The organism is Aeromonas simiae (genome assembly GCF_014892695.1).
In the GTDB taxonomy this organism is placed as follows: domain Bacteria; phylum Pseudomonadota; class Gammaproteobacteria; order Enterobacterales; family Aeromonadaceae; genus Aeromonas; species Aeromonas simiae.
Genome location: NZ_CP040449.1, coordinates 288,092 through 311,721, shown reverse-complemented (window position 1 = coordinate 311,721; position 23,630 = coordinate 288,092). Strand labels below are relative to the sequence as shown.

24 protein-coding genes are annotated in these 23,630 nt (G+C 62.1%); 8 read left to right on the top strand and 16 right to left on the bottom strand.

The window, feature by feature from the left end; all coding sequences use genetic code 11:
• Positions 1-154: 154 nt before the first annotated feature.
• Genes lptD through FE240_RS01440 form a run of 6 tightly spaced genes read left to right on the top strand, consistent with a single transcriptional unit; the run spans position 155 to position 6,909 of the window.
• Positions 155-2,605, top strand: a complete 2,451-nt coding sequence (gene lptD / locus FE240_RS01465) for an LPS assembly protein LptD (protein WP_193003094.1) — start codon at positions 155-157, stop codon at positions 2,603-2,605.
• A gap of 26 nt (positions 2,606-2,631) precedes the next feature.
• Complete coding sequence (surA, locus tag FE240_RS01460; protein ID WP_193003093.1) at positions 2,632-3,930, top strand: peptidylprolyl isomerase SurA; 1,299 nt, start codon at positions 2,632-2,634, stop codon at positions 3,928-3,930.
• Positions 3,930-4,913 (top strand): 4-hydroxythreonine-4-phosphate dehydrogenase PdxA, encoded by a 984-nt coding sequence (gene pdxA / locus FE240_RS01455; RefSeq protein ID WP_193003092.1) that lies wholly within the window; start codon positions 3,930-3,932, stop codon positions 4,911-4,913. The genes surA and pdxA overlap by 1 nt, the downstream gene beginning before the upstream one ends.
• Positions 4,910-5,719 (top strand): 16S rRNA (adenine(1518)-N(6)/adenine(1519)-N(6))-dimethyltransferase RsmA, encoded by an 810-nt coding sequence (rsmA, locus tag FE240_RS01450; RefSeq protein ID WP_042044993.1) that lies wholly within the window; start codon positions 4,910-4,912, stop codon positions 5,717-5,719. Before pdxA ends, rsmA begins: the two co-directional genes overlap by 4 nt.
• Positions 5,719-6,081: a Co2+/Mg2+ efflux protein ApaG gene (gene apaG / locus FE240_RS01445; RefSeq protein WP_042044992.1), complete on the top strand. Its 363-nt coding sequence runs from the start codon at positions 5,719-5,721 to the stop codon at positions 6,079-6,081. The genes rsmA and apaG overlap by 1 nt, the downstream gene beginning before the upstream one ends.
• A gap of 6 nt (positions 6,082-6,087) precedes the next feature.
• Complete coding sequence (locus FE240_RS01440; protein ID WP_193003091.1) at positions 6,088-6,909, top strand: symmetrical bis(5'-nucleosyl)-tetraphosphatase; 822 nt, start codon at positions 6,088-6,090, stop codon at positions 6,907-6,909.
• A gap of 57 nt (positions 6,910-6,966) precedes the next feature.
• Here the strand turns inward: FE240_RS01440 and folA are convergent, their stop codons facing one another.
• The 6 genes from folA to rplU all read right to left on the bottom strand — a co-directional run bounded on the left by folA (position 6,967) and on the right by rplU (position 10,752).
• Positions 6,967-7,455, bottom strand: coding sequence for a type 3 dihydrofolate reductase (folA, locus tag FE240_RS01435; protein ID WP_193003090.1), 489 nt, complete (start codon positions 7,453-7,455; stop codon positions 6,967-6,969).
• Positions 7,456-7,465: 10 nt separating this feature from the next.
• Entirely contained in the window at positions 7,466-7,933 is a 468-nt protein-coding gene (locus FE240_RS01430; protein WP_193003089.1) for a threonine/serine exporter family protein, read from the bottom strand.
• A complete protein-coding gene (locus tag FE240_RS01425) occupies positions 7,930-8,727 on the bottom strand; it encodes a threonine/serine exporter family protein (RefSeq protein WP_042044988.1) in 798 nt (265 codons plus the stop codon). Before FE240_RS01425 ends, FE240_RS01430 begins: the two co-directional genes overlap by 4 nt.
• A 111-nt stretch (positions 8,728-8,838) precedes the next feature.
• A complete protein-coding gene (cgtA, locus tag FE240_RS01420; protein WP_193003088.1) occupies positions 8,839-10,023 on the bottom strand; it encodes an Obg family GTPase CgtA in 1,185 nt (394 codons plus the stop codon).
• Positions 10,024-10,164: 141 nt separating this feature from the next.
• A complete protein-coding gene (gene rpmA, locus FE240_RS01415) occupies positions 10,165-10,422 on the bottom strand; it encodes a 50S ribosomal protein L27 (RefSeq protein WP_005345817.1) in 258 nt (85 codons plus the stop codon).
• An 18-nt stretch (positions 10,423-10,440) separates the two neighbouring features.
• Positions 10,441-10,752, bottom strand: a complete 312-nt coding sequence (rplU, locus tag FE240_RS01410) for a 50S ribosomal protein L21 (protein WP_042044986.1) — start codon at positions 10,750-10,752, stop codon at positions 10,441-10,443.
• A 242-nt stretch (positions 10,753-10,994) separates the two neighbouring features.
• On the opposite strand from rplU, the gene ispB reads away from it, so the two are divergent.
• The gene (gene ispB / locus FE240_RS01405; RefSeq protein WP_193003087.1) at positions 10,995-11,966 is read left to right on the top strand and encodes an octaprenyl diphosphate synthase; all 972 of its coding nucleotides are present in this window, start codon (positions 10,995-10,997) and stop codon (positions 11,964-11,966) included.
• A 44-nt stretch (positions 11,967-12,010) separates the two neighbouring features.
• On the opposite strand, the gene FE240_RS01400 is transcribed toward ispB, so the two are convergent.
• From FE240_RS01400 to FE240_RS01355, 10 genes are all read right to left on the bottom strand, one after another.
• On the bottom strand, positions 12,011-12,199 hold the full coding sequence (locus FE240_RS01400; RefSeq protein ID WP_193003086.1) for a DUF2065 domain-containing protein: 189 nt from the start codon (positions 12,197-12,199) through the stop codon (positions 12,011-12,013).
• A 55-nt stretch (positions 12,200-12,254) separates the two neighbouring features.
• A complete protein-coding gene (gene hflC, locus FE240_RS01395; protein WP_193003085.1) occupies positions 12,255-13,136 on the bottom strand; it encodes a protease modulator HflC in 882 nt (293 codons plus the stop codon).
• A gap of 4 nt (positions 13,137-13,140) precedes the next feature.
• Positions 13,141-14,295 (bottom strand): FtsH protease activity modulator HflK, encoded by a 1,155-nt coding sequence (gene hflK / locus FE240_RS01390; RefSeq protein ID WP_193003084.1) that lies wholly within the window; start codon positions 14,293-14,295, stop codon positions 13,141-13,143.
• Between the two features lie 47 nt (positions 14,296-14,342).
• Complete coding sequence (gene hflX, locus FE240_RS01385) at positions 14,343-15,629, bottom strand: ribosome rescue GTPase HflX (RefSeq protein ID WP_193003083.1); 1,287 nt, start codon at positions 15,627-15,629, stop codon at positions 14,343-14,345.
• A 53-nt stretch (positions 15,630-15,682) separates the two neighbouring features.
• Positions 15,683-15,952 carry an RNA chaperone Hfq gene (gene hfq / locus FE240_RS01380; RefSeq protein WP_042044979.1) on the bottom strand — a complete coding sequence of 90 codons (270 nt, stop codon included), beginning with the start codon at positions 15,950-15,952 and terminating at the stop codon, positions 15,683-15,685.
• Positions 15,953-16,026: 74 nt separating this feature from the next.
• The gene (miaA, locus tag FE240_RS01375) at positions 16,027-16,944 is read right to left on the bottom strand and encodes a tRNA (adenosine(37)-N6)-dimethylallyltransferase MiaA (RefSeq protein WP_404800071.1); all 918 of its coding nucleotides are present in this window, start codon (positions 16,942-16,944) and stop codon (positions 16,027-16,029) included.
• Between the two features lies 1 nt (position 16,945).
• Positions 16,946-18,796, bottom strand: coding sequence for a DNA mismatch repair endonuclease MutL (gene mutL / locus FE240_RS01370; RefSeq protein WP_193003082.1), 1,851 nt, complete (start codon positions 18,794-18,796; stop codon positions 16,946-16,948).
• A gap of 3 nt (positions 18,797-18,799) precedes the next feature.
• Entirely contained in the window at positions 18,800-20,458 is a 1,659-nt protein-coding gene (locus tag FE240_RS01365; protein ID WP_193003081.1) for an N-acetylmuramoyl-L-alanine amidase, read from the bottom strand.
• Between the two features lie 3 nt (positions 20,459-20,461).
• Positions 20,462-20,920, bottom strand: a complete 459-nt coding sequence (gene tsaE, locus FE240_RS01360) for a tRNA (adenosine(37)-N6)-threonylcarbamoyltransferase complex ATPase subunit type 1 TsaE (RefSeq protein WP_193003080.1) — start codon at positions 20,918-20,920, stop codon at positions 20,462-20,464.
• Between the two features lie 5 nt (positions 20,921-20,925).
• Positions 20,926-22,434, bottom strand: a complete 1,509-nt coding sequence (locus tag FE240_RS01355; RefSeq protein WP_193003079.1) for an NAD(P)H-hydrate dehydratase — start codon at positions 22,432-22,434, stop codon at positions 20,926-20,928.
• Between FE240_RS01355 and queG the strand changes: the two genes are divergently transcribed.
• Entirely contained in the window at positions 22,433-23,581 is a 1,149-nt protein-coding gene (gene queG / locus FE240_RS01350; RefSeq protein WP_193003078.1) for a tRNA epoxyqueuosine(34) reductase QueG, read from the top strand. The two genes, FE240_RS01355 and queG, sit on opposite strands and share 2 nt — an antisense overlap.
• Positions 23,582-23,630: the final 49 nt, after the last annotated feature.

Here is a 23,630-nt window from a genome sequence, read left to right as displayed (position 1 = left end):
GCGGCCTCAGCGGGAGGTTAGCCCTGGCCGTCGGAATGCTTTATGATTGCCGGCTAACATAAAGCAATGACATGCAATGTCAACTCAGCCAATCCTGTCGTAAAATGCGTGTCTTGTTTAGGCTGTCACCATTCGAATTTCGAGTCTTCATCTCATGACCAAACGGACTGCGGGCATCACCGGCCCCCTTGCACTGACTCTGGGATTGGTTCCCGTGCTTGCCCCGACTGCGGGATGGGCCGCCTCCCTGCCGACCCCGCCGGCCACCGGTATGCTGGACGGCCTCTGCTACGACTATGTGCCCAAGGTCGAGAAGACACCGACCGGGGTGGACGCCAACGCGCTACCAGTCGAGGTCGATGCCGACCGACTGGAGGCCAAACAGGGCGGCACCGCCGTCTATCAAGGCGACGTCAAGGTGCGCCAGGGCGTGCGCAAGTTTGACTCTGACTATGCCCAGCTCGACCAGCAGACCAAAGACGTGATTGCCATCGGCAACATCTATTACAACGATGGCCAGATCACCGTCACCAGCGACAAGACGCTGAAGTCCAACCTGGACACCAAGAACTCCGAGCTGGAAGAGGGCAAGTACCAGGTACACGGCTCGCCAGTGCGTGGCTCTGCCCAGCGGGTCACCATGACCAACAACAACCAGAACATCACCTTGGAAGGGGCCCAGTACACCACCTGCCCACCGGGCCAGGAGGTGTGGACCCTCAAGGCGGGCAGCATCGATATCGACCAGAACGAGGTGTTCGGCGAGGCGTGGAACGCCAGCCTCTGGCTGTATGACTACCCGGTCTTCTACTTCCCCTATATCAACTTCCCGATCAAGGACCAGCGCAAGACCGGTCTGCTCTACCCCGGTTATACCCAGAGTTCGGGTAACGGGATGGAGCTCATCCAGCCCTTCTACTGGAACATCGCGCCCAACTACGACGCCACCATCACCCAGCGCTTCATGGATCGCCGTGGTCTGATGGAGCAGGTGGAGTTTCGCTACATGCTGGACCCGCGCCACAGCGGCTCGCTGTATGCGGAGAACCTGGCCAGCGACAAGCAGTACGACGATCTGGACAGCCTGAATCGTTATCTGGATGACGGCCACCGCTACCTGTTCAATACGCGCCACAGCTCCAGCTTCATGGACGGCGCCTTGCGCATGAACCTGGATTACACCAAGGTTCGCGATCACGACTTCAACTATTTCAACGACTTCAGCCCCAAGGTCGGGGTTCAGGTCGACAACCAGTTGCAGCAGTCGTTCCGCGCCGGCTACTACCAGGACAACTGGAACCTCACCACCGAGGCGCGCAGCTACCAGATCTTGCTGCCCACCGCCCGGCTGCCCCACTCCATGCTGCCGCGCATCAACCACAACTATTACCATCAGGGCAGCTGGTATGACTTTGCCCTCAACAACGAGCTGACCAAGTTCGATTACAGCGGCAATCAGGCCACCGCAGCCCAGACCGGCGAGCGCTACACCGCCACCCGTCTGCACCTGGCTCCGACCCTGACCATGCCGCTGGTGGATGCCCCCGGCTACTACCTCACCAGCCAGTATCGGCTGATGTATACCAGCTACAACCAGGATGTCCCGGACTCCGGCCAGCTCTATGCCTATGACCGCAACCTGTTCACCAAAGACGGTCAGTTGACCCTCAAGGACGGCACCATCAGCCGTACCCTGCCCTCACTGCGTCTCAAGGGCGGCTTCAACTTCGATCGCACCCTGACCTGGTTTGACGGCAAGGGCACCCAGACCATGGAGCCCGAGGTACAGTACCTCTACGTCCCGTACAAAAATCAGGACGAGATCGGTATCTATGACTCGACCGACATGCGTCAGGACTACTACAGTCTGTTCAGCGATCGCCGCTTCGCCGGCCTCGACCGTATCAGCGACGCCAACCGCATCACCACCGGCTTGACCAGCCGGGTCTACGACAACGTGGGGGATGAGCGACTGCGTCTGGCGGTGGCTCAGGCCTTTGAGATGACGCCGCCCAAGGTTCGCCTCTACCCGTCCGACTCGTCGAGCAGCAGCTCGCGCTCCCTGCTCTCCTTCGAAGGGGATGCCCGTGTCACCGACAACTGGTTTGCCCACGCCGGCACCCAGTACGACACCGAGCACGGCGAGTTCAACGCCGGTAACGCCGCGGTCGAGTTCCGCGCCGATGCCGATCGTCTGGTCAGCCAACTCAACTACCGCTTCATCAAGGACGGCAACTACGACCTGGAAGACCCCTTCAATCGCAACATGGCCAAAGACCTGAACCAGGTTGGCCTGGTCATGATGGCCCCCATCGATCGCCAGTGGCAGGCTTACGGCGGTTACTACCGCGACGTGGAGCAGGACATCAACATCGACCGCAAGCTCGGCATCAAGTACGACTCCTGCTGCTGGAGTATCAACCTGAGCATGGAGTGGCATAACAAGCCGGATAACGTGACCATGATGCCCACCTCCGAGCGCACCATCGGTCTGCAATTTGAAATGAAGGGGCTTGGCAGCGTGGGTACCGGTGGCCGCAGCGTCACTCTGGATACCGAGTTGCTCCCCTATGTTCGCCCGTTCAATCTGAAAGACCAGCAGTGATGCTGGTTCAGCCCTGAGAGATGGATATGAAAAAGACCCTGATCGCCCTGCTGACCGCAGGTACCCTTGGCGCCCTGAGCTCGTCGGCACTGGCAGCCCCCGAGCTCATCGATCGCGTCCTCGCCGTGGTCAACAAGGACGTGGTGCTGGCCAGCCAGCAGGATGCACTGGTGCGCAAGGTGAAGATCTCCGCCCAAGAGCAGGGCCAGTCCCTGCCCGATGACGCCACCCTGCGCCGCCAGGCGCTGGATCGCCTGATCCAAGAGAGCCTGGTGCTGCAACTGGCCGACCGCCAAGGCCTGCGGGTGAGCGATACCCAGCTCGAGCAGGCTATCGCCGGCATCGCCGCCGACAACCGCATGAGCATGGAGCAGATGCGTGCCCAGCTGGATCGCGAGGGGATGAGCTATGCCCAGTACCGCGAAGAGGTGCGCCGCGAGATCCTGATGAGCGAAGTGCGCCGCAACCAGGTGCGCCGCCGCATCAACATCTCCGATCAAGAGGTGAAGCAGGTGGTGGATGTCATCAAGCAGCAGGGGCAACAGCAGAGCGAGTACCACATCGGTCATATCCAGATCGCCCTGCCGGACAACCCCAGCGCCGAACAGCTCGATGCGGCCAAATCCAAGGCGCTGCGCCTGCTCAACGCCCTCAAGGAGGGTGCCGACTTCCGCAAGCTGGCAATCGCCGAGAGTAACGGTCCCAAGGCCCTGGAAGGGGGTGACTGGGGCTGGATGAGCCCGCAGGAGATGCCGACCCTGATGGCCGAAGCCGTCCAAGGGACCAGCAAGGGTGACATCATTGGCCCGCTGCGCTCCGGCGCCGGCCTGCACATCATCAAGGTGTTCGACACCAAGGGCCAGCAGCAGGTCAACCTGACCGAGGTGAAGGCCCGCCACATCCTGATCAAGCCCTCCATCATCCTGAGTGAGGACAAGGCCAAGGGGATGCTCGACGGCTTCCTCAACGACCTCAAGACCGGCAAGGCGACCTTCGCCCAACTGGCTGAGAAATACTCCGAAGATCCGGGCTCTGCCGTCCAAGGCGGCGAGCTGGGCTGGGCCTCTCCCGACATGTATGCACCGGAATTTCGCGACATGGTCAACCGTCTGCAACCGGGCCAGATCAGCCAGCCGTTCCGCACCAGCTTCGGTTGGCACATAGTTCAGGTTGAGGATCGCCGCAGCCAGGACGCCACCGACAAGGCCATGGAGCAGCGCGCTTACCAGCTCATCTACAACCGCCGCTTCTCCGAAGAGGTGCAGAGCTGGATGGACGAGCTGCGTGACAGCGCCTACATCCGCATCGAGGATGGTCGCAGCTGATGACTTGCCGTATCGCCCTGACCCCCGGCGAACCGGCCGGGGTGGGCCCCGACCTCATGTTGCAGATCGCCGAACAAGGCTGGCCGCACCAACTGGTGGCGGTGGCTGACCCTGCCCTGCTGGCCGAACGGGCCGAGCGGCTCGGGCTTAAGATCGCGCTGCTACCCTATGACCCGGCAGAGCCGCCCAAGGCGCAAGCTCCCGGCACCCTCACCGTCTGTCCGGTGCCGCTCGGCGTGCCGAGCGAGCCGGGCCAGCTCGATGCGGGCAACGGCGCCTATGTGCTGGAAACCCTGCGCCGCGCCGCCGAGGGCAACCTGAGCGGCGAGTTCGCTGCCCTGGTGACGGGCCCGGTACACAAGGGCATCATCAATCAGGCTGGGGTCGCCTTCAGCGGCCACACCGAGTTTTTTGCCGAGCAGTCCGCCACCGCCGAGGTGGTGATGATGCTGGCCACCGAGGGGCTGCGCGTCGCGCTGGTCACCACCCACCTGCCGCTGGCCAGCGTCGCCAAGGCCATCACCCCGGACAAACTCACTCGCATCGTGCGGATCCTCAACCAGGATCTGCGCAGCAAGTTCGGTATTGCCCGGCCGCGCATCTATGTGTGCGGCCTCAATCCCCACGCCGGCGAGGGGGGCCACCTCGGCCGCGAAGAGATCGAGGTGATCGAGCCCACGCTGGCACAACTTCGTGACGAAGGGATGGATCTGGTCGGCCCGCTGCCGGCCGACACCCTGTTCCAGGAGAAATACCTCAAGGATGCGGATGCGGTACTCGCCATGTACCACGACCAGGGACTGCCGGTGCTCAAGTACAAGGGCTTCGGTAAGGCGGTCAACATCACCCTGGGTCTCCCCTTTATCCGCACATCGGTGGATCACGGCACCGCCCTCGACCTGGCCGGCACCGGCCGCGCCGACACGGGCAGTCTACTGACCGCCATCCACCACGCCATCAAGATGGTAGAAAAGAGAACATGAACAGTAAGGTGCACATGGGCCACACGGCCCGCAAGCGTTTCGGTCAGAACTTCCTGCACGATCGCTACGTCATCGGCCAGATCGTCGATGCCATTTATCCCCAATCGGGTGAAAACCTAGTGGAAATCGGCCCGGGTCTGGCCGCGTTGACCGAGCCGGTCTGCGAGCGGATCGACCACATGACCGTGGTCGAGCTCGACCGCGATCTGGCGGCTCGCCTGCGCGAACACCCGGTGCTCTCCAAGAAGCTGACGGTGATCGAGGCCGACGCCATGCGCTTCGACTTCAGCACCCTGATGCAGCCGGGCCGCCCCCTGCGCATCTTCGGCAACCTGCCCTACAACATCTCGACCCCGCTGATCTTCCACCTGTGCGAGTACGCCGAGCAGGTGCAAGACATGCACTTCATGCTGCAAAAGGAAGTGGTGCTGCGTCTGGCGGCCGGCCCCGGTAGCAAGGCCTATGGGCGCCTGAGCGTGATGACCCAGTACTACTGTCAGGTCATCCCGGTGCTGGAAGTGGGCCCCGGCGCCTTCAAGCCGGCCCCCAAGGTCGACTCCGCCGTAGTACGCCTGATGCCCCACAAGCAGAAACCCTTCGTGGCCAAGGACGTGCGCCTGCTGAGCCGGGTCTGCACCGAGGGCTTCGGCCAACGCCGCAAGACCATCCGCAACTGCTTCTCTAACTTCATCACCGCCGAACAACTGGCCGGACTGGGCATTGATGGCAACCTGCGCCCGGAGAACCTCTCGGTGGAGCAGTTCGTCATGATCGCCAACTGGCTGGCAGATCAACAGGCGGCCTGATGGAAAAGCACGATGTCAGGGTATACGCCTTCCCCTCCTACGTGGAGGGGAGCCAATCTCCGTGGCAGTTTAACTACCGCATCGAGATCGAGAATCACGGCAGCCTGTCGGTGCAACTGCTGCGCCGCCGCTGGCTCATCACCGATGGTGAAGGACGGCACATCGAGGTGGAAGGCCCCGGCGTGGTTGGCGAGGAGCCCATCATCGCACCGGGCCAGGTCTTCAGCTACCAGAGCGGTGTCCCACTGGATACCCCACTGGGGGTCATGGAAGGCAGTTATCTGATGCAGGATGAAGAGGGTGAGGAGTTTGAAGCTCCCATCGCCCCCTTCACCCTGGCAGTACCCCACATCATCAACTGAGGCTTCATGGCTAACTGTTTTGTCGGCGATGTCCAGGGTTGCTATGACGATCTGCGCCGTCTGCTGGACCTTGCCAAGTTCGATCCGACCGAGGATACCCTCTGGCTGTGCGGTGATCTGGTCGCCCGCGGCCCCGATTCACTCGGCGTACTGCGCTTCGTCAAATCCCTCGGCGAGCGGGCCGTCACCGTGCTCGGCAATCACGATCTGCATCTGCTTGCGGTGGCGGGCGGCCATGCCCCGCTCAAAAAGAAAGACAAGATCGAGCCCATCATCAAGGCGCCCGATGCCGCCGAGCTGCTCGACTGGCTGCGCTTCCAACCGCTGCTGGCCGAACACCCCGAGCATCCGCTGCTGATGGTGCACGCCGGTCTCTCACCGGCCTGGGACGTAACCCTAGCCCGCCAGTGCGCCCGTGAAGTCGAAAGCCTGTTGCAAGGAGAGCACTACCAGTGGCTGCTCAAGCACATGTACGGGGATCACCCCGACAGTTGGAGCAACGAGCTGACCGGGATCGAGCGCTACCGCTACATCATCAACGTCTTCACCCGGATGCGTTTTTGCTACTTCGACGGCCGTCTCGACTTCAAGTGCAAGCTGGGGCCGAAGGAGTCAACCCCCGGCCTGCGCCCTTGGTTCGAGCAGCGCGAGCACCATGTCGATGACCCCATCATCGTCTTCGGCCACTGGGCGGCGTTGATGGGTCAGTGCTCCGTGGCCGACATCAAGGCGCTCGACACCGGCTGTGTCTGGGGCAACAGCCTGACTCTGTGGCGCTACGAGGATGATGCCCTCATCGCCACCCCCTGCCCTGTTCACGCCAAGTGACAGGCACGACATGACAAAGAGGCCACCCTAGGGTGGCCTCTTTGCTTTTTACGCTTCTCAGCGCAACCGCTCCAATGTCTCGAAGCGGTAGGCATAGGGATTGCGCTCATCGGGCTGGTGCGCCTCTTCAGCCACCTGGCGCCATGAGAGCTGGTGGTAATCGGGGAAGCGGGTGTCCCCCTCCACGGTCAGCTCGATGTGGGTCAGGTAGAGGGTATCGGCCAGCTCGAGCAACTGGCCATAGAGCCGACCCCCGCCGATCACCATCACTTCCGGCGACCCCGCCAGAGCGGCAAAGGCGGCCTCAATGGAATCCACCACCTCAACCCCTGCAGGGGCATAGCTCGGATTGGAGCTGATCACCAGATTGCGGCGACCCGGCAGCGGACGTCCGATGGATTCGAAGGTGCGCCGCCCCATCAGGATCGGCTTGCCCATGGTCACTTGCTTGAAATGGGCTAGATCCGCCGGCAGATGCCAGGGCATGGCGTTGTCGCGGCCGATCACCCGATCCCGGGCCATGGCGGCAATCATGGCTATCTTCATCGCATCTCCCTCACACTATGGGCCGGTTACGGTACACGACCAATGAGGGGATCGCCAGACCGAAGCTCAATGCTGCGACGATGAACAGTGCCTTGAGGCCGTTCTCCAGCGCATTTTCGAGCAAGGTCAGGGAGAAGCCGTTGATGTTGAGCTCGACGATGGAGATCATCGCCTTGAAGGCGAAGCTGCCGGGGATCATCGGAATGATGCTGGCCACGCTGAACACCGGGCGCGGCACCAGCAGACGACGCGCCCAATAGACGCAGACAAAGCCGACCGTGGTGGCCGCCGCCAGGGTGGCCCACTCGATCGGCACCCCGGAGTGGATGAGCAGGGTGCGCAGACTGTGGGCCAGCGCTCCGCCCATGGCGCAATACTTGAGCAGGCGCGGCGGCACGTTGAAAATCATGGCAAACCCCACCGCAGGGATGGCCGACCAGAAGGCGTCCTTGGCCAGGAGCCAGAGCAGATCCATCATACCTTCCACCCCCAGATCCCGGTCACCGACATGGCCAACAAGATACCGAGCGCGGCGCTCATGGTGAGCAGGGTTGCCGTACCCCAGCGGGCCAGACCCATGTTGAAGTAGCCCTTCACCATGTCGGAGACCGCATTGATGAGTGGGAAGCCCGGCACCAGCAGCAGCACGCTGGCCGCCATCGCCAGATAGGGTTGCTCACCCCAGCCGAAGAAGGTGGCACTCGAGGCGAGCAGGGTGGCGATGAAACCGGTGACGGCGAAATTGATCAGCGGGCTGTGGTGATGGCGCGCCATCAGCTGGCGTACCCGCATGGCCACCGCCGCCGCCAGCGAGGTGATGAGAAAGACCGGCCAGTCACCGCCAAACAACAGGCTGAAAGCGCCGCAGGAGAGACCGACCATGGGCACCACCAGCCAGGGATGATAGTGGAAGGGCACGATGGCCTCGAGCCGCTGCCGCACCTCGATAGCGCCGATAAGTTCCTTCTCGACCAGGATGCAGATCCGCTGGATCTCGCACACCACCTGCATGTTGATGCCATGTTCGCGCACCCGTCGGGTGGTGGTGACGCAACTGCCCGCATAGAGGCTGGTGACTACGATGGCGCTCGACGAGATGGCCATCTCGACGCTCTCAAGGCCGAGGGCCAGCCCGATGCGAACCGTGGTTTGTTCGATGATGCGACTCTCTGCCCCGAACTGGGCCAGCATCTGAGCCACCTTGACGATGATGCGGGTCACTTCTGTCTGCTGCTCCCGCGACAGTACCCGCCTTGGACTAACCTGTTTCATCTTCCCTGAAGTCCTTGCCAGTAGAGAACGCTCATTCTACGTCAGCCAGCGCGAGGGAGGATTGCACTAAAACAAAAAAGCCGCCTCATGAGAGGCGGCTTCTGGTGAGGATCAGTCTCGAACGTAGATGATTTCGACCCCGTCATCATCCTCATCGTCCCAGTCATCATCATCAAGGTCGTCAACGGCGGCCGCCTCTTCGATCTGGGCGAGCTGGTTGCGATGATAGTCATCCCACTTGAACTCGGCCTTCTCGATGGCGTCACGGGCATCCTGCTCCATCTGGCGCGGCATGGTGTCCAGCAGATCCATGATGTCGTAGCAGACCTTCTGGGTCCCTTCCTTGCTGATGGCGGTGATGGCGTAGGTGGGGCCTTCGTGACCGAGTGCCGCCTTAACGCGATCCATCACTTCCTGCGCCTCTTCCTCGAGGATGAGATCCAGCTTGTTGAACACCAGCCAGCGCGGCTTGGCGGCCAGCTCGGGGCTGTACTTCTCCAGCTCCTGGACTATGGTCACGGCATTTTCGGCCGGATCCGAGCCATCGAACGGGCAGATATCGACCAGGTGCAGCAACACGCGGCAGCGCTCAAGGTGCTTGAGGAAGCGGATGCCCAGACCAGCCCCTTCGGCAGCCCCCTCGATCAGCCCCGGAATATCGGCGATGACGAAGGAGCGGCTATTCTCCCCACGCACCACACCGAGGTTCGGCACCAGGGTGGTGAAGGGATAATCAGCCACCTTGGGCTTGGCGGCAGAGACGGCGCGGATGAAGGTGGACTTGCCGGCATTGGGCAGGCCCAGCATCCCAACGTCGGCCAGCAGCAGCAGCTCAAGGCGCAGATTACGCACTTCACCCGGGGTGCCGTTGCTCTTCTGACGCGGGGCTCGGTTGACCGAACTCTTGAAACGGGTGTTGCCGAGGCCATGGAAGCCCCCCTTGGCCACCAGCAGCTTCTGTTCATGACGGGTCAGATCGCCCAGCAGTTCGCCGGTATCTTCATCCGTCGCACGGCTACCGACCGGGACGCGCAGGATCAAATCCTTGCCACGACGGCCAGTACAGTTGGCGCCCCGACCATTTTCCCCGCGCTCGGCAGCGTGGAAACGCTCGAAACGGTAGTCGATCAGGGTGTTGAGGTTCTCATCGGCCATCAGGTAGACGTCACCGCCATCCCCGCCGTCGCCACCATCTGGCCCGCCGTTGGGGATGTACTTCTCACGACGGAAGCTCACGCAACCGTTGCCACCGTCACCGGCGTCGACCCGAATCAGGGCTTCATCAACAAACTTCATGGATAACCATCACCTCAACTCGAAAACCGATACGCCATTATAGTAATGCCCGCTGTCAGGGGAGAACCCTTCGCGTTCCGTTTTCCTGCACAAACAAAAGCCCCGCCAGTTGGCGGGGCCTCGGGTCCTTGCGGTCCGTAATTACTCAGCAACGATGCTGACGTACTTACGGTTCTTCGGACCTTTAACTTCGAACTTCACCTTGCCGTTCGCGGTAGCGAACAGGGTGTGGTCCTTGCCCAGACCAACATTGTCACCAGCGTGGAACTTGGTACCACGTTGACGAACGATGATGTTGCCAGCCAGAACAGACTCGCCACCGAAACGCTTCACGCCCAGGCGTTTGGCTTCGGAATCGCGACCGTTGCGGGAAGAACCGCCAGCTTTTTTGTGTGCCATTTATCGGACTCCTTAAGATTAAGCGCTGATGCCAGTGATCTTGACTTCAGTGAACCACTGACGATGGCCCATCTGCTTACGATGGTGCTTACGACGACGGAACTTGATGATCATGACCTTGTCGCCACGGCCGTGGGCAACGACTTCAGCCGTTACCTTGCCGCCTTCTACGAAGGGAGCGCCAACCTTGAAAGTGTCGCCTTCGGCAACCATCAGAACTTTATCGAACTCGATGGCAGCACCGGTCTCGACGTCCAGCTTTTCCAGACGAACGACTTGACCTTCGGCTACACGGTGTTGTTTTCCGCCGCTTTGGAATACCGCGTACATTTTTTAACTCCGTATAGGCACATCTTTTGCTCTTGGCAGACGTGCGCAAAAACTGAATAACAATGGGCCGGCATTTTACGCAAATTGATCCTCTCAAGCAAGGTCAATTTAAAAGAAAGTTTATTTTGTGCGCACCTCTGCCGGCACACCAAACGCTTAACTGTAACCCATAGTGAATTCGTGTAAAATCCCCGCAACCGCAATCTAGGGCAGTCACGACTGCCGTCAAGACAACGAGAACTATGGACCAACAGGGAATTCGCGCGCTGGCCGATGCCGACATGACGGCGGTCAACGCTTTGATCATCGACCGGTTGCAGTCTGATGTCAGCCTGATCAACCAGCTCGGCTACTACATCATCAGCGCTGGCGGAAAACGGATGCGTCCCCTGCTTACCGTACTCGCCGCCCGCGCCCTGGGTTATGACGGCAATGACCATATCAAACTGGCCGCCATCATAGAGTTCATCCACACCTCCACCCTGCTGCACGATGACGTGGTGGACGAGTCCGATCTGCGCCGCGGTCGGGAGACCGCCAACGCTATGTTCGGCAACGCCGCCAGCGTGTTGGTGGGGGACTACCTCTACAGCCGCTCGTTTCAGATGATGTCAGAACTCTCCAATCTGCGCATCATGGAAATCTTGGCCGACGCCACCAACACCATTGCCGAGGGAGAGGTGTTGCAGTTGATGAACTGCAATGACCCGGATACCACTGAAGCGAGTTACATGACGGTCATCTACTGCAAGACCGCCAAGCTGTTCGAGGCGGCAACCCGCCTCGCGGCCGTGCTCACCCATCAGTCGCCGGATATCGAGCAGGCCATGACCGATTACGGCAAGTATCTCGGCACCGCCTTCCAGATCATCGATGACGTGATGGACTACTGCTCCGACAGCAAGGACATGGGTAAGAACGTCGGCGACGATCTGGCTGAAGGTAAGCCGACGCTGCCACTGCTGCACGCCATGGCCGTCGGCAATGCAGAGGAGCGCCAGCTGATCCGCGATGCCATCGAGCTGCGCAACGGCATGGATCATCTGGAGCGCGTTCTGGCCACGCTGGAGCGCACCGGCGCCCTCGATTACTCCCGCCAGCGGGCCCGTGAGGAGGCCGACAAGGCCATTGCCGCCCTCGCGCCGCTGCCAGCCGGCCCTCATCGTGAGGCGTTGGAGATGCTGGCTCATATGGCGGTGCAGCGCAGCGCCTGATCCGCCGCTTCCCCATAAAAAAAGAGAGCCTCGGCTCTCTTTTTTTATTCCCGCATGACCATCCAGAGGATCACCAAGCCGCTGACCACCAGCGCGCCACCCAAGCGGTGCAAGCTGGCCGCAGGCCACCCCCCTATCTGACGCAGCACCCGCTGCCACAAGCGGGGAAACAGCAGAGGGCCAAGCCCTTCGAACAGCAGCATCAACCCAAAACCAATAAGCAGACTCTTCATCCATGGCTTCCATAAAAAAAGGGGCCTGACATGCAGGCCCCCATCACAGGTTCGATTACTGAGCGCCTTGCGGCTGCTTGAGGAAGCGGAAGAACTCGCTGTCGGGCTTGATGACCATGATGTCATCGCCCCCAGAGAAGCTCTTGGTGTAGGCCTCCATGCTGCGCACGAAGTTGAAGAACTCCGGGTCCTTCTTGTAGGTTTCGGAGTAGATCTTGGCTGCCTCGGCATCCCCTTCACCACGCAGTTGGCGTGACTTGCGCTCAGCCTCGGCGATCATCACGGTGACCTTGCGATCGATATCGGCACGCAACACCTCCGCCTTCTCGCGGCCCTGGGAGCGATGCTCACGAGCAACGGCGTTACGCTCGGCACGCATCCGCTGATAGATGGAGTTGGAGACCTCAGTCGGCAGGTTGATTTGCTTGATACGCACATCCACCACCCGAATACCCAGCTCGGCAGAGCGGGCGGAGTTCTTCAGCGCCTCTTCCATCACGGTGCCACGGGAGCCAGAGACGATATCCTTGATGGTGCGACCACCAATCTGGGAGCGCAGACCGTTGTTGATCTGACGGCGCAGCAGGGATTCGGCTTGCGCCTGGTTACCACCGCCGGTTGCCAGATAGAACTTGGCAAAGTCATCGATACGCCACTTCACGTAGGAGTCGATGATGAGGTCTTTCTTCTCCGAGGTGACGAAACGGTCAGCCTGACCATCCAGCGTCTGGATGCGGGCATCGAGGCGGCGTACCCCATCGATGAAGGGCACCTTGAAGTGCAGGCCCGGCTCGTAGATACGCGGCAGCCCTTCGCCATCACGCTTCACCTTACCAAACTGCACGACGATGCCGCGCTGACCTTCCTTGACCACGAATACCGAGGTGAAGCCCATCAGGGCAACCAGGGCAACCAGCCCAATAGCCAGTTTCTTCATCAGATCAATTCCTCCCCGTGAAACGATCCCCGCCACGCAGCGGTACAGGAGCACTGTTGCCCCCCTCTACCACGGTCTGGCTGGTCGGGGTGATATTCTGTACCGCATTCGACGCATCGGCACTCTTGGCAGCCTTAGGCGTTTGCCCCAGCTTGTCGAGCGGCAGATAAATCATGCTGTTGCTGCCATTGGGCAGATCCACAAGCACCTTGTTGGCCTGCTGGTAGATCTTCTCCATGGTCTCGAGATAGATACGGTCACGCGTCAGCTTAGGCGCAGCCTGATACTGAGGCAGCAGCTCGTTGAAACGGGAGACCTCACCGGCAGCACGCAGTACGATCTGCGACTTGTAGGCTTCGGCTTCCTCTTCCAGGCGCTTGGCCTGACCACGGGCCTTCGGCTCTACTTCACGGGCATAGGCTTCCGCCTCACGGATGAAGCGCTGCTCATCTTCCTGAGCCGAGATGGCGTCATCGAATGCATCCTTCACCTCCTCCGGCGGACGAGCCGGCAGGAAGTTCACGTCAACAACCTGCAAGCCCAGGTGATAAGGCTCGATGATCTTCTCTAGGTTGTCCCAGGTCTCACGGCGCACCTTCTCACGACCCGTGGTCAGGATGTCATCCATGGTGCTGTGGCCCACTACATAGCGCAGGGCGCTGTCAGTGGCCTGGCTCAGGCTCTCGTCGGCATTGGTCACGCTGAACAGATACGCCTGCGGATCCACCACCCGGTACTGCACGTCCATCTCGACGCGCACCAGGTTCTCATCCTGAGTCAGCATAAAGCCGGAGGCCGGCAGGGAGCGTACCGACTCCACATCGACCGGATAAACCTCGTCGATGAAGGTGGGCTTCCAGCGCAGACCCGGCTCGACAGAGTGGGAGTAGTTACCAAAACGCAGCACCACGCCACGCTCCGCTTCCTTGATGGTGTAGAAACCGCTCACCACCCAGACGACGACCCCCACCGCCAGCGCGATGGAGAGACCCGCCTTACCCATACCGCTGCCACCGCTGCGATTGCCACCGAACAAACCGCCCAGGCGGCGATTCAGATTGCGCAGGAGATCATCCAAATCGGGAGGTCCCTGATTCTTGCCGTTGTTCCCCCAGGGGTCACGGTCTTTGCCGTTATTTCCAGGCTCATTCCAAGCCATCAGCGTCTCCAATTAAGTCATGCAGATGGAAAATGGTCTTTATCGGCTCAATGGCTGATAAAGCGTTGTAACAAATCGCCCTCTTGCTTGAGCAGCCGATTCCAGTCGGCCACCGCGAGGCGTACTTCCAGCAGGCAGTCCCCCTCTTCACTGAAGCTCTCCTGCTCAATGCCCTTGAGCCGGTAAAACAGGCTGCGCAGACGGGCCTCCGAAGGAGGCAGACGCAACAGGTGATGCACCATGGTACCCGAGAGCAGTTCGCTCAGGGCCTGCTGAAGCAACTCACAGCCTGCTCCACTCTGTGCCGACAGCCAGACCCGCACCGGTTTGCCGGTGTCGTCTCTCTCGAGCGCGACAGGTCGATCAGCCAGTTTGTCGATCTTGTTGCAGATCATCAACTGCGGACGGTCATCGGCCTCAATCTCGGTCAACACACTCTGTACCGAGTCGATGTTGTCCTGCATCTGCTCATCAGCGCAGTCCACCACATGCAGCAACAAGTCGGCCTCACGGGTCTCTTGCAGGGTTGCCTTGAAGGCGGCAACCAGATCATGGGGCAGATGTCGGATGAATCCAACCGTATCGGCCAGAATCACATCCCCGACATCTTTTATCTCGAGGCGACGCAGGGTCGGATCGAGGGTGGCAAAAAGCTGGTCGGCAGCATACACGCTGGCAGCTGTAAGTTGGTTGAACAAAGTAGACTTGCCGGCATTGGTGTAACCCACCAAAGAGACCGTCGGTACCTCGTTGCGATTGCGGGCGCGGCGCCCCTGTTCACGCTGCTTGGCCACCTTATCGAGCCGGCGCAGTATGTACTTGATGCGCTCACGCAGCAGACGACGGTCGGTTTCAAGTTGGGTTTCACCCGGGCCACGCAGGCCAATCCCCCCCTTCTGGCGTTCAAGGTGGGTCCAGCCGCGCACCAGACGGGTTGAGAGATGACGCAATTGAGCCAGCTCAACCTGCAACTTACCTTCATGGGTACGGGCCCGCTGGGCAAAGATATCGAGGATCAGGCCGGTGCGGTCGACCACGCGACACTGCACCAGTTTTTCCAGGTTACGTTCCTGGGCGGGGGTCAGGGCATGGTTGAAGATCACCACATCGGCACCGAGCATGTGTACCTGATCGGCGATCTCTTCGGCCTTGCCACTGCCTACGAAGAATTTGGAACTGGGTGCACCCCGGCTGGTAGTGATGACGGCCAGGGTATTGACCCCGGCCGAGCTGACCAGCATTTTCAGCTCTTCAAGGTCTTCCCTTTCACCCTCATCACTGAAGTTGACGTGCACCAAAACAGCCTGTTCGCCTGCTTCATAACGGTCAAACAAGCGTTGACTCCTTCAATGTCCTTGGGCTATCCAAGCGGATAGCCCGGTTAGGGTCAGGCTTCACTGTCACCCTGCGGCTCGTCGGACTGGCCGGCCGGGGCAGCTTGCTGGTGATGGTTGACGGCGCGGGCCGGCACCACGGTGGAAATGGCATGCTTGTAGACCATCTGGCTCACGGTGTTCTTGAGCAGGATAACGAATTGGTCAAAAGACTCGATCTGGCCTTGCAACTTGATGCCGTTCACCAAATAGATAGAAACCGGAATACGCTCACGGCGCAGCGCATTCAAAAACGGGTCTTGAAGAGATTGCCCCTTAGCCATCTTTCTTTCCTTCATTTTGTTTGTAGTTGTAAATCGTCTTTCGCCGATATAACAACCTGATTATACAAGGAGTGTCAAGCCGCACCAACGGCCTCAACCACTCGTTGTACATTATCCTTGGCGCCCGAGGTCAGCCAGGTGACTTCAGGCCAGCCACGTAACCAGGTCATTTGACGCTTGGCCAGTTGGCGGGTGGCCACTATGCCACGGTAACGCATCTCATCATACCCGACCTCACCGGCGAGATAATCCCACATCTGGCGATATCCCACGCAGCGGATAGAAGGCAGATCCGGCGTCAGATCACCCCGCTGGTAGAGCTGGCGTACCTCCTGCTCGAACCCACCTGCCAACATCAGGTCAAAGCGCAGCTCGATACGCCGGTGCAGCTCACCACGCTCTTCGGGGGCGATGGCGAACTGACTCACCCGATAGGGCAACGCCTCCCCTTGAGTCTGGGTCAGCTCGGTCAAGGTCTTGCCGCTGATCCGATAGACTTCGAGCGCCCGACTCAGCCGCTGTGGGTCGTTGGGGTGGATGCGCGCCCCCGCCACCGGGTCGATGCGTTTGAGCTCGTCATGCAATGCCTGCCAGCCAAGGCGCGCAGCCTCATCTTCCAGTTGGCGACGCACCTCGGGATCAGCCGAGGGGAGCGGCGACAGCCCTTCAAGTAGCGCCTTGAAATAGAGCATGGTGCCCCCCACCAGCAGCGGGATACGGCCACGCCCAGCGATGTCGGCCATCTCGCGCAGGGCATCACGGCGAAAATCCGCCGCCGAGTAGCTCTGCGCCGGATCGAGGATATCGATCAAACGGTGCGGCGCTGCCGCCAGTTCAGCCTGACTCGGCTTGGCGGTGCCGATGTCCATGCCACGGTAGATCAGCGCCGAATCGACGCTGATGATGTCACAGGGCAGCGCCCTGGTGAGCGCAATCGCCAGATCCGTCTTGCCCGAGGCGGTCGGCCCCATCAGAAAAATCGCGTGCGGCAACTCAGCCACGATCCAGCTCCTCCATCAGGGGGGTCAGGGAGACCCGGCGCATCAGGCGCACGTCCTCCAGTTGGCCTGGCACTTGTGCCAGCTCCAGCAACAGCCGGCTGGCGGTCGCAAAATCATATACCTTGGCCACCGCGATACCGTGCTCGAGCAACCAGCGACAGAGCACCTCGACCTCCTGTTCCCCTAGCACCTCGGGCTGGCTGGCCAGCAGTTGTAGCAACTCGGGGAAGAGGCGGGCCAGATCGCTGCTACGCAGCAGCGCCGGCACCCGGGTCAGGATCATGGTGTCGCGGGCACCGCTTTTCAACTCAAAGCCCATGCGGCGCAGCTGCTCCCCCCTCACAGCAACCTGCTCGAGCAGGGAATCCGGTAACTTGAGGGAGACCGGCAGCAACAAGGGCTGGCTGGTCAGCCCCTGCCCCCACTGCTCACGCAGGTGTCCCAGCAGCAGTGCGCACTCGGCCCGGCGTAACGAGAGCAGGGCCAGCTCGCCCCCTTGCTCCCACAGCAGATGGCGGCCGGCCACCAGAGTGAGGGCGCGCAGCGGCGCCTCACTCGTCGTCTCGGTAGGCAAAGAGGGCTCGGCGCCAGTCGCGGCCGGCGGCAGGGTGGTAAGCAGCGCCTGCATGCCGCGCACCGCCCTGGGATCGATCTCCTCCCGCTCCGCACGCCCACCATAGCCAGCACGCCCCACCGATGCCGGCGCGCCTTCTGCCAGCGCGGGGGCCGGTTTGTAGGCGTGCTCAGCCCCATACCAATCGGCGCGGGGGGCCTGCCCGGGATAAGAGGGCGCCGGCGCAGCGGGGAGCTCAACCTGGCTCTCGGCGAGCGGCAGCTCAGGGTCTCCGTGCTGACGCAAGGCGGTGTAGAGGGCCTGGAAGATGAAGTCATGCACCAGCCGCGCCTGGTGAAAACGCACCTCGTGCTTGGCCGGATGAACGTTGACATCCACCTGGCGCGGATCGAGTTCGATGTAGAGCACATAAGCAGCATGCTGCTCTGCGGGCAGCAGCTCGTCGTAGGCCTGACGGATGGCGTGATTGATCAGCTTATCGCGCATCATGCGGCCATTGACGTAGGTGTATTGCAGATCGTTTTGCGGCCTGCCCCCCTGCGCCGAGCAGATCCAGCCGCGCAGATGCACGTCGCTGTGCTCGCTCTCGACCGCCAGTGCATGATGCATGAAGGGGGAACCACAAACGGCGGCCAGACGCCGCTCCTGCTCCTGCACCGTCTGGGCGGCGCGGTACTGACGCACCGCTTTGCCGTTGTGACGCAGGATCAGGGTGACATCGAAGCGGGCCAGCGCGATACGGCGGATCAGCTCATCGATGTGGGCGAACTCGGTCTTCTCACTACGCAGGAACTTGCGCCGGGCCGGGGTGTTGAAGAAGAGATCCACCACCTCTACCGTGGTGCCGACCGGGTGGGCGGCAGGGCGCACCGTCACCGCCATCTCACGCCCTTCGGCCTGGGCCTGCCAGGCTTCGCTCTGGCTCTCGGTGCGTGACGTGAAGGTGAGCCGCGACACCGAACTGATGGAGGCCAGCGCCTCGCCGCGAAACCCAAGGCTCATAATGCCTTCGAGATCGTCCAGGGTTTCCACCTTGGAGGTGGCGTGGCGCGACAAGGCTAGCACCAGTTCATCCTGAGGCACACCGCAGCCGTTGTCGCGGATGCGGACCAGCTTGGCCCCCCCTTTCTCGATGTCGATTTCGATGCGATCGGCACCGGCATCCAGACTGTTTTCCACCAGCTCCTTGACCACGGAGGAGGGGCGTTCCACCACCTCGCCGGCCGCGATCTGGTTGGCCAGCATAGGGGGCAGGATTCGGATCGGCATGGCTTACTCCTGCGGGATCTTCAGCACCTGGCCGACCTGGATCTCCCGCGACTTGAGGTTGTTGTATTCAACCAGCCGCGCTTGGGTCACCCCATAGCGTTCGGCCAGCCGAGACAGGCTCTCGCCACGCTTGACCTGATGGCGCAGCGGGGATTTGGCCGCCACCGGCGCGACCCGCGCAGCCGGCACCTTGAGGATCTGGCCCACCTGGATTTCACGGGACTTCAGGTTATTTAGCTCAACCAGCGCCGACTGGGTGGTGTTATAGCGAAAGGCCAGCAAGGAGAGGCTCTCACCGCGCTTGACCACGTGGCGTCCGCTCGCCCCCTGGCCCGCCGCACTGGCGGCCGGGCGGCTCGGGGTATTGGCCACCTCGCGGTAGGGCTTGATCACCCCGGCGCCAGAGGCACTGGCCGCGCCACTTCCTGAGCGAGTCGGCGCGACGGTCGCCGGAGCCTGGGCGGCAGGGCGAGCCGTGGACGCCGTGCTTTGACTGGCCGCCGGCCGCCCCTTACCGGTCAGCATCGGCCCCTTAGTCGGGTGGCTGCGATAATAAGTGCGGATCCCCTGGAAGATGGCGCGGGCGATCTTCTCCTGATAGGCGCCGGAAGCGAGTTGTTTCTCCTCCTCATGGTTGGAGATAAACCCGGTTTCGACCAGCACAGAGGGGATGTCGGGGGATTTGAGCACCGCCAGACTGGCGTGCTGCGGCACCTGCTTGTGCAGTCGTGCGACCTGACCCAATTGGCGCAGGATCTGCCGGCTCACGTCATAACCTTCGGCCCGCGACTTATCCATCGACAGATCGAGGAAGGTGCGCGCCAGATAGGGGTTGGGGTCCGATTCGGAGATCACCTTGCCCACCCCGCCGAGCAGCTCGGACTGCTTCTCCTGCTGCTCCAGCCAACGGCCCATCTCTCGGTTGGCCCTGTTGGTCGAAAGCACCCAAACCGAGGCGCCACGCGGACGCGAGTCATTGAAGCTGTCGGCATGCACCGAGATGAGCAGATCCGCCTTGGCCCGGCGGGCGATGTCGGAGCGGCGGTTGAGATCGACAAAGTAGTCGCCGCGCCGGGTCATCACGGCGCGCAGGCCGGGCTCGCGATCGATGAGGGCCGCCAATTTCTGGGAGATCCCCAGGGTCACCCGCTTTTCAAAGGTGCGGCGCGGGCCGATGGAGCCGGGGTCTTCCCCCCCATGGCCAGCATCGATGGCGATGACGATGTCGGGGTGGCCGTTGCGATTGACCGGCTTGTTGGATGCCTGCGCCGCCCCCTTCTCCTCGAAGGGGAGATCGATCACCAGACGGTGGCCATAAGGCCCTGCCGGCGCCAGCGGAAAGACCACCGGCTTGATGGCACTGCTGAGATCCATCACCAAGCGCATTTCCCCCTTGTTGAGGGGAGAGCTCTCACGGATTTTTCGCACCAACTGGCTCTTGTTCTCGACCCGGGCCAGATTGGTGCCGTTGCTGGTATTCTTGATATCGATCACCAGCCGATCCGGGCCGGTCAGGGTGGAAAAGGAGTAATCGGGGGCGCTGGCCATATCCAGCACCACCCGGGTGCTGTCGGGCGACGGCCAGATCCGCACCCCCTTGAGCTGGTTGGCCCAAGCGGGGAAAACGGTCAGAGTAAGCAAAAAGGCGACAAGAAAACGCACGTATCAGATCCGTTGTAGCAAGGCTTCACCGACGGCAGAGCGGGCGACCAGTTCGGCCTCCCGCTGCTCGCCCACATAACGCAGGGTGATCTCAAGATCCGGGGCTGGCAACCACCCCTCCCCCCTCTCGGGCCACTCCACCAGGCACAGGGTGCGCTCGGCGAAGTAGTCACGAATCCCCATGAACTCCAGCTCTTCAGGATCGGCAAGGCGATAGAGATCGAAGTGATACACCTGCCAACCGGCCAATTCATAAGGTTCAACCAGGGTATAGGTCGGGCTCTTTACCTTGCCCTGATGGCCCAGCCCCTGCACCCAGCCACGGGTCAGGGTGGTCTTGCCGGCGCCAAGGTCGCCGTGCAGGAAGACGGTGGTCGCCACGCTCAAGGCCTGGGCCAGACGCCCACCGAGGGCCACGGTCGCCGCCTCATCGGACAGCGACAGTAACAACTGTTTTGTCATGTTCTCTATCGTTCTTGTGATATTTGCGGATTAACCAGACGGCGCACCCAGGGCAGCAGATCCGAGGCCAGCATGCCTCTCTCCCCCTCGGTGGCAGCCAGATCGCCGGCTTCGCCATGCAGGGCCACCCCGAGTGCGGCGGCCTGAGCGGCCGGCAGCCCCTGGGCGAGCAGGGCGGCGATTATACCAGATAACAGATCGCCCATGCCGCCACTGGCCATGCCGGGATTGCCCTCATTGCACAGCCGCAGTTGCTCCCCATCGTGGATCAGGGTGCCAGCCCCCTTGAGCACTACCACACCGCCATAGCGCTGCTGTAGCGCCGTCACGGCGGCGAGGCGATCGGCCTCCACCTCGGCCACGCGGCAACCGAGCAGACGCGCGGCCTCGCCGGGGTGAGGGGTGAGCACCCAATTATCCCGATGAAGGGGGTGCTGCGCCAGCAGGTTGAGGCCATCGGCATCGATCACCAGCGACTCGTTCTGACACAGGGCAGCGGCAAAGCAGCGCCGCGCCCACTCATCCTGCCCCAGACCAGGGCCGATGACCCGCACCGAATCCCACCCCAGCCCCAGCTCGGACGGGTCAGCCTGCATCAATTCGGGCTGGCTCAGACTGGGCGCTGGCAACGAGGGGTGCTGGCAGACCCGCACCAATCCGGCACCAGCGCGCAAGGCGGCGCGGGCCGCCAGCAAGATGGCGCCCTGCATGCCGGCATTGCCCCCCACCAACAGCACCCGGCCGTGATCCCCCTTGTGGGCGGTGCGCCGGCGCGGCGCCAGATGCGAAGCCAGAGCGGGGTAGTCGATGCGTTGCGCCACCGGCGCCCCCCAGTGGTCAATGGCGAGCCCCAGCGGCGCCAGGCTCAGCCGCCCGCACCAGTTGGGCCCGGCGCCGGTCAGCAGACCGGGTTTGAGACCGATGAAGGTGAGGGTCTCGCTGGCCTGCACCACCTCGCCCAGCACCAACCCGGTATCGGCCTGCAAGCCGGAGGGGAGATCCACCGCCAGCACAGGGGTTCCCTCTTGCTGCCAGTGGTTGATACGGGCGATGAGCCGTGCCGGGTCGCCCTCCACCGGCAGTGCCACGCCGGTGCCGAGCACGGCATCGATCACCAGATCCGGCGCCGGTACTGGAGCATCAACCCCCAGCACACTGCCCCCTGCTGCCAGCCAGCTACTGGCGGCGCGGCCGGCATCCCCCTTGAGCCGAGCCGGCTCACGGGTCGCCAACACGGTGACCATCAGCCCCTTTTCGCGCAGGCGACGCGCCAGCACATAACCATCGCCGCCGTTATTGCCGGCGCCGCAGCAGATAAGAACCCGCCGCGCACCCGGCCAGCGCTGCAAAATATGTTGCTCGAGCGCGCCGCCAGCCCGCTCCATCAGTGCATAGAGGGAGATACCCGCGGCGGCAGCCAGCGCGATCTCAGCCTGGCGTATCTGTTCGGCACGCCACAGGCTGTGTGGTAAACTTGCGTCTGTTTCCCTGCTGACCTGTTTGATCTCACCCATGACGGCTCCCGATCTGCCCGATCCCGCGTCGGATCTGCACGCTCTGGCCCACCATATCAAGCTATGGGCACGCGAGCTAGGTTTTGACCAGGCCGGTATCACAGATACCGACCTGCGCCTCGAAGAGCCGCGCCTGCAAGCTTGGCTCGATGCCGGCTATCACGGCAGCATGGAGTACATGGCGCGCCACGGCATGTTGCGCGCCCGCCCCGACGAACTGCTGCCGGGCACCCTGCGGGTCATCTCGCTGCGCATGAACTATCTCCCCTTCGAGGCGGGCTTTGCCGCCACCTTGCGCGATCCGCGTCTTGGCTACATCAGCCGCTACGCCCTCGGCCGCGACTACCACAAGGTGCTGCGCAGCCGCCTCAAGCAGCTTGGCGAGCGGATCGAACGGGCCTGCGGCGAGCTGGGTTTTCGCCCCTTCGTCGATTCGGCCCCCCTGCTTGAGCGCCCACTGGCCGCCAAGGCTGGCCTCGGCTGGGTGGGCAAGCACTCCCTGCTGCTCAATGCCGAGGTGGGCTCCTTCTTCTTCCTCGGGGAGCTGCTGGTCAATATCCCCCTCCCCCTCGACACTGCGCAGGAGAAAGAGCAGTGCGGCAAATGCACCGCCTGCCTCACCCTCTGCCCGACCGGCGCCATCGTCGCCCCCTATGTGGTGGATGGGCGGCGCTGCATCTCCTACCTCACCATAGAGAGCGACGAGCCGATCCCGCTCGAGCTGCGTCCGGCGCTCGGCAACCGTATCTATGGTTGTGACGACTGCCAGCTTATCTGCCCGTGGAACCGCTACGCCGCCGCCAGCCCGGAGCCGGACTTCGCACCGCGCCCCACCCTGCACCGGCCGCCATTGCTGCTGCTCTGGTCATGGGATGAGGCGGCGTTTCTCACGCACACCGAGGGGAGCCCGATCCGCCGCATCGGCTATCAGCGCTGGCGCCGCAACCTGGCGGTCGCGCTGGGCAATGGCCCCGCCGACGCCGAGGTGATCGCCGCCCTTGAGCAGGCATTGCCCGACGCCTCTTCTCTGGTGGCCGAGCATATCGAGTGGGCACTCGCCACCTTGCACCTGCGTGCCGATACGGAAAACAAGAAGACGCAGCGATTGATCCGCTGCATCGAAAAAGGTCTGCCGGATCACGCCTAGGCAAGCTGCCCCTTGCGCAGCCTCTTCCGGTTTTTCATTCTGTGCCGCC

What these genes read in the sequence shown, in the direction of transcription:
- lptD (WP_193003094.1), top strand. Translation starts at nt 155, where the DNA reads ATGACCAAACGGACTGCGGGCATCACCGGCCCCCTTGCACTGACTCTG.
- surA (WP_193003093.1), top strand. Translation starts at nt 2,632, where the DNA reads ATGAAAAAGACCCTGATCGCCCTGCTGACCGCAGGTACCCTTGGCGCC.
- pdxA (WP_193003092.1), top strand. Translation starts at nt 3,930, where the DNA reads ATGACTTGCCGTATCGCCCTGACCCCCGGCGAACCGGCCGGGGTGGGC.
- rsmA (WP_042044993.1), top strand. Translation starts at nt 4,910, where the DNA reads ATGAACAGTAAGGTGCACATGGGCCACACGGCCCGCAAGCGTTTCGGT.
- apaG (WP_042044992.1), top strand. Translation starts at nt 5,719, where the DNA reads ATGGAAAAGCACGATGTCAGGGTATACGCCTTCCCCTCCTACGTGGAG.
- FE240_RS01440 (WP_193003091.1), top strand. Translation starts at nt 6,088, where the DNA reads ATGGCTAACTGTTTTGTCGGCGATGTCCAGGGTTGCTATGACGATCTG.
- folA (WP_193003090.1), bottom strand. Translation starts at nt 7,455, where the DNA reads ATGAAGATAGCCATGATTGCCGCCATGGCCCGGGATCGGGTGATCGGC.
- FE240_RS01430 (WP_193003089.1), bottom strand. Translation starts at nt 7,933, where the DNA reads ATGATGGATCTGCTCTGGCTCCTGGCCAAGGACGCCTTCTGGTCGGCC.
- FE240_RS01425 (WP_042044988.1), bottom strand. Translation starts at nt 8,727, where the DNA reads ATGAAACAGGTTAGTCCAAGGCGGGTACTGTCGCGGGAGCAGCAGACA.
- cgtA (WP_193003088.1), bottom strand. Translation starts at nt 10,023, where the DNA reads ATGAAGTTTGTTGATGAAGCCCTGATTCGGGTCGACGCCGGTGACGGT.
- rpmA (WP_005345817.1), bottom strand. Translation starts at nt 10,422, where the DNA reads ATGGCACACAAAAAAGCTGGCGGTTCTTCCCGCAACGGTCGCGATTCC.
- rplU (WP_042044986.1), bottom strand. Translation starts at nt 10,752, where the DNA reads ATGTACGCGGTATTCCAAAGCGGCGGAAAACAACACCGTGTAGCCGAA.
- ispB (WP_193003087.1), top strand. Translation starts at nt 10,995, where the DNA reads ATGGACCAACAGGGAATTCGCGCGCTGGCCGATGCCGACATGACGGCG.
- FE240_RS01400 (WP_193003086.1), bottom strand. Translation starts at nt 12,199, where the DNA reads ATGAAGAGTCTGCTTATTGGTTTTGGGTTGATGCTGCTGTTCGAAGGG.
- hflC (WP_193003085.1), bottom strand. Translation starts at nt 13,136, where the DNA reads ATGAAGAAACTGGCTATTGGGCTGGTTGCCCTGGTTGCCCTGATGGGC.
- hflK (WP_193003084.1), bottom strand. Translation starts at nt 14,295, where the DNA reads ATGGCTTGGAATGAGCCTGGAAATAACGGCAAAGACCGTGACCCCTGG.
- hfq (WP_042044979.1), bottom strand. Translation starts at nt 15,952, where the DNA reads ATGGCTAAGGGGCAATCTCTTCAAGACCCGTTTTTGAATGCGCTGCGC.
- mutL (WP_193003082.1), bottom strand. Translation starts at nt 18,796, where the DNA reads ATGCCGATCCGAATCCTGCCCCCTATGCTGGCCAACCAGATCGCGGCC.
- tsaE (WP_193003080.1), bottom strand. Translation starts at nt 20,920, where the DNA reads ATGACAAAACAGTTGTTACTGTCGCTGTCCGATGAGGCGGCGACCGTG.
- queG (WP_193003078.1), top strand. Translation starts at nt 22,433, where the DNA reads ATGACGGCTCCCGATCTGCCCGATCCCGCGTCGGATCTGCACGCTCTG.
- FE240_RS01355 (WP_193003079.1), bottom strand. Translation starts at nt 22,434, where the DNA reads ATGGGTGAGATCAAACAGGTCAGCAGGGAAACAGACGCAAGTTTACCA.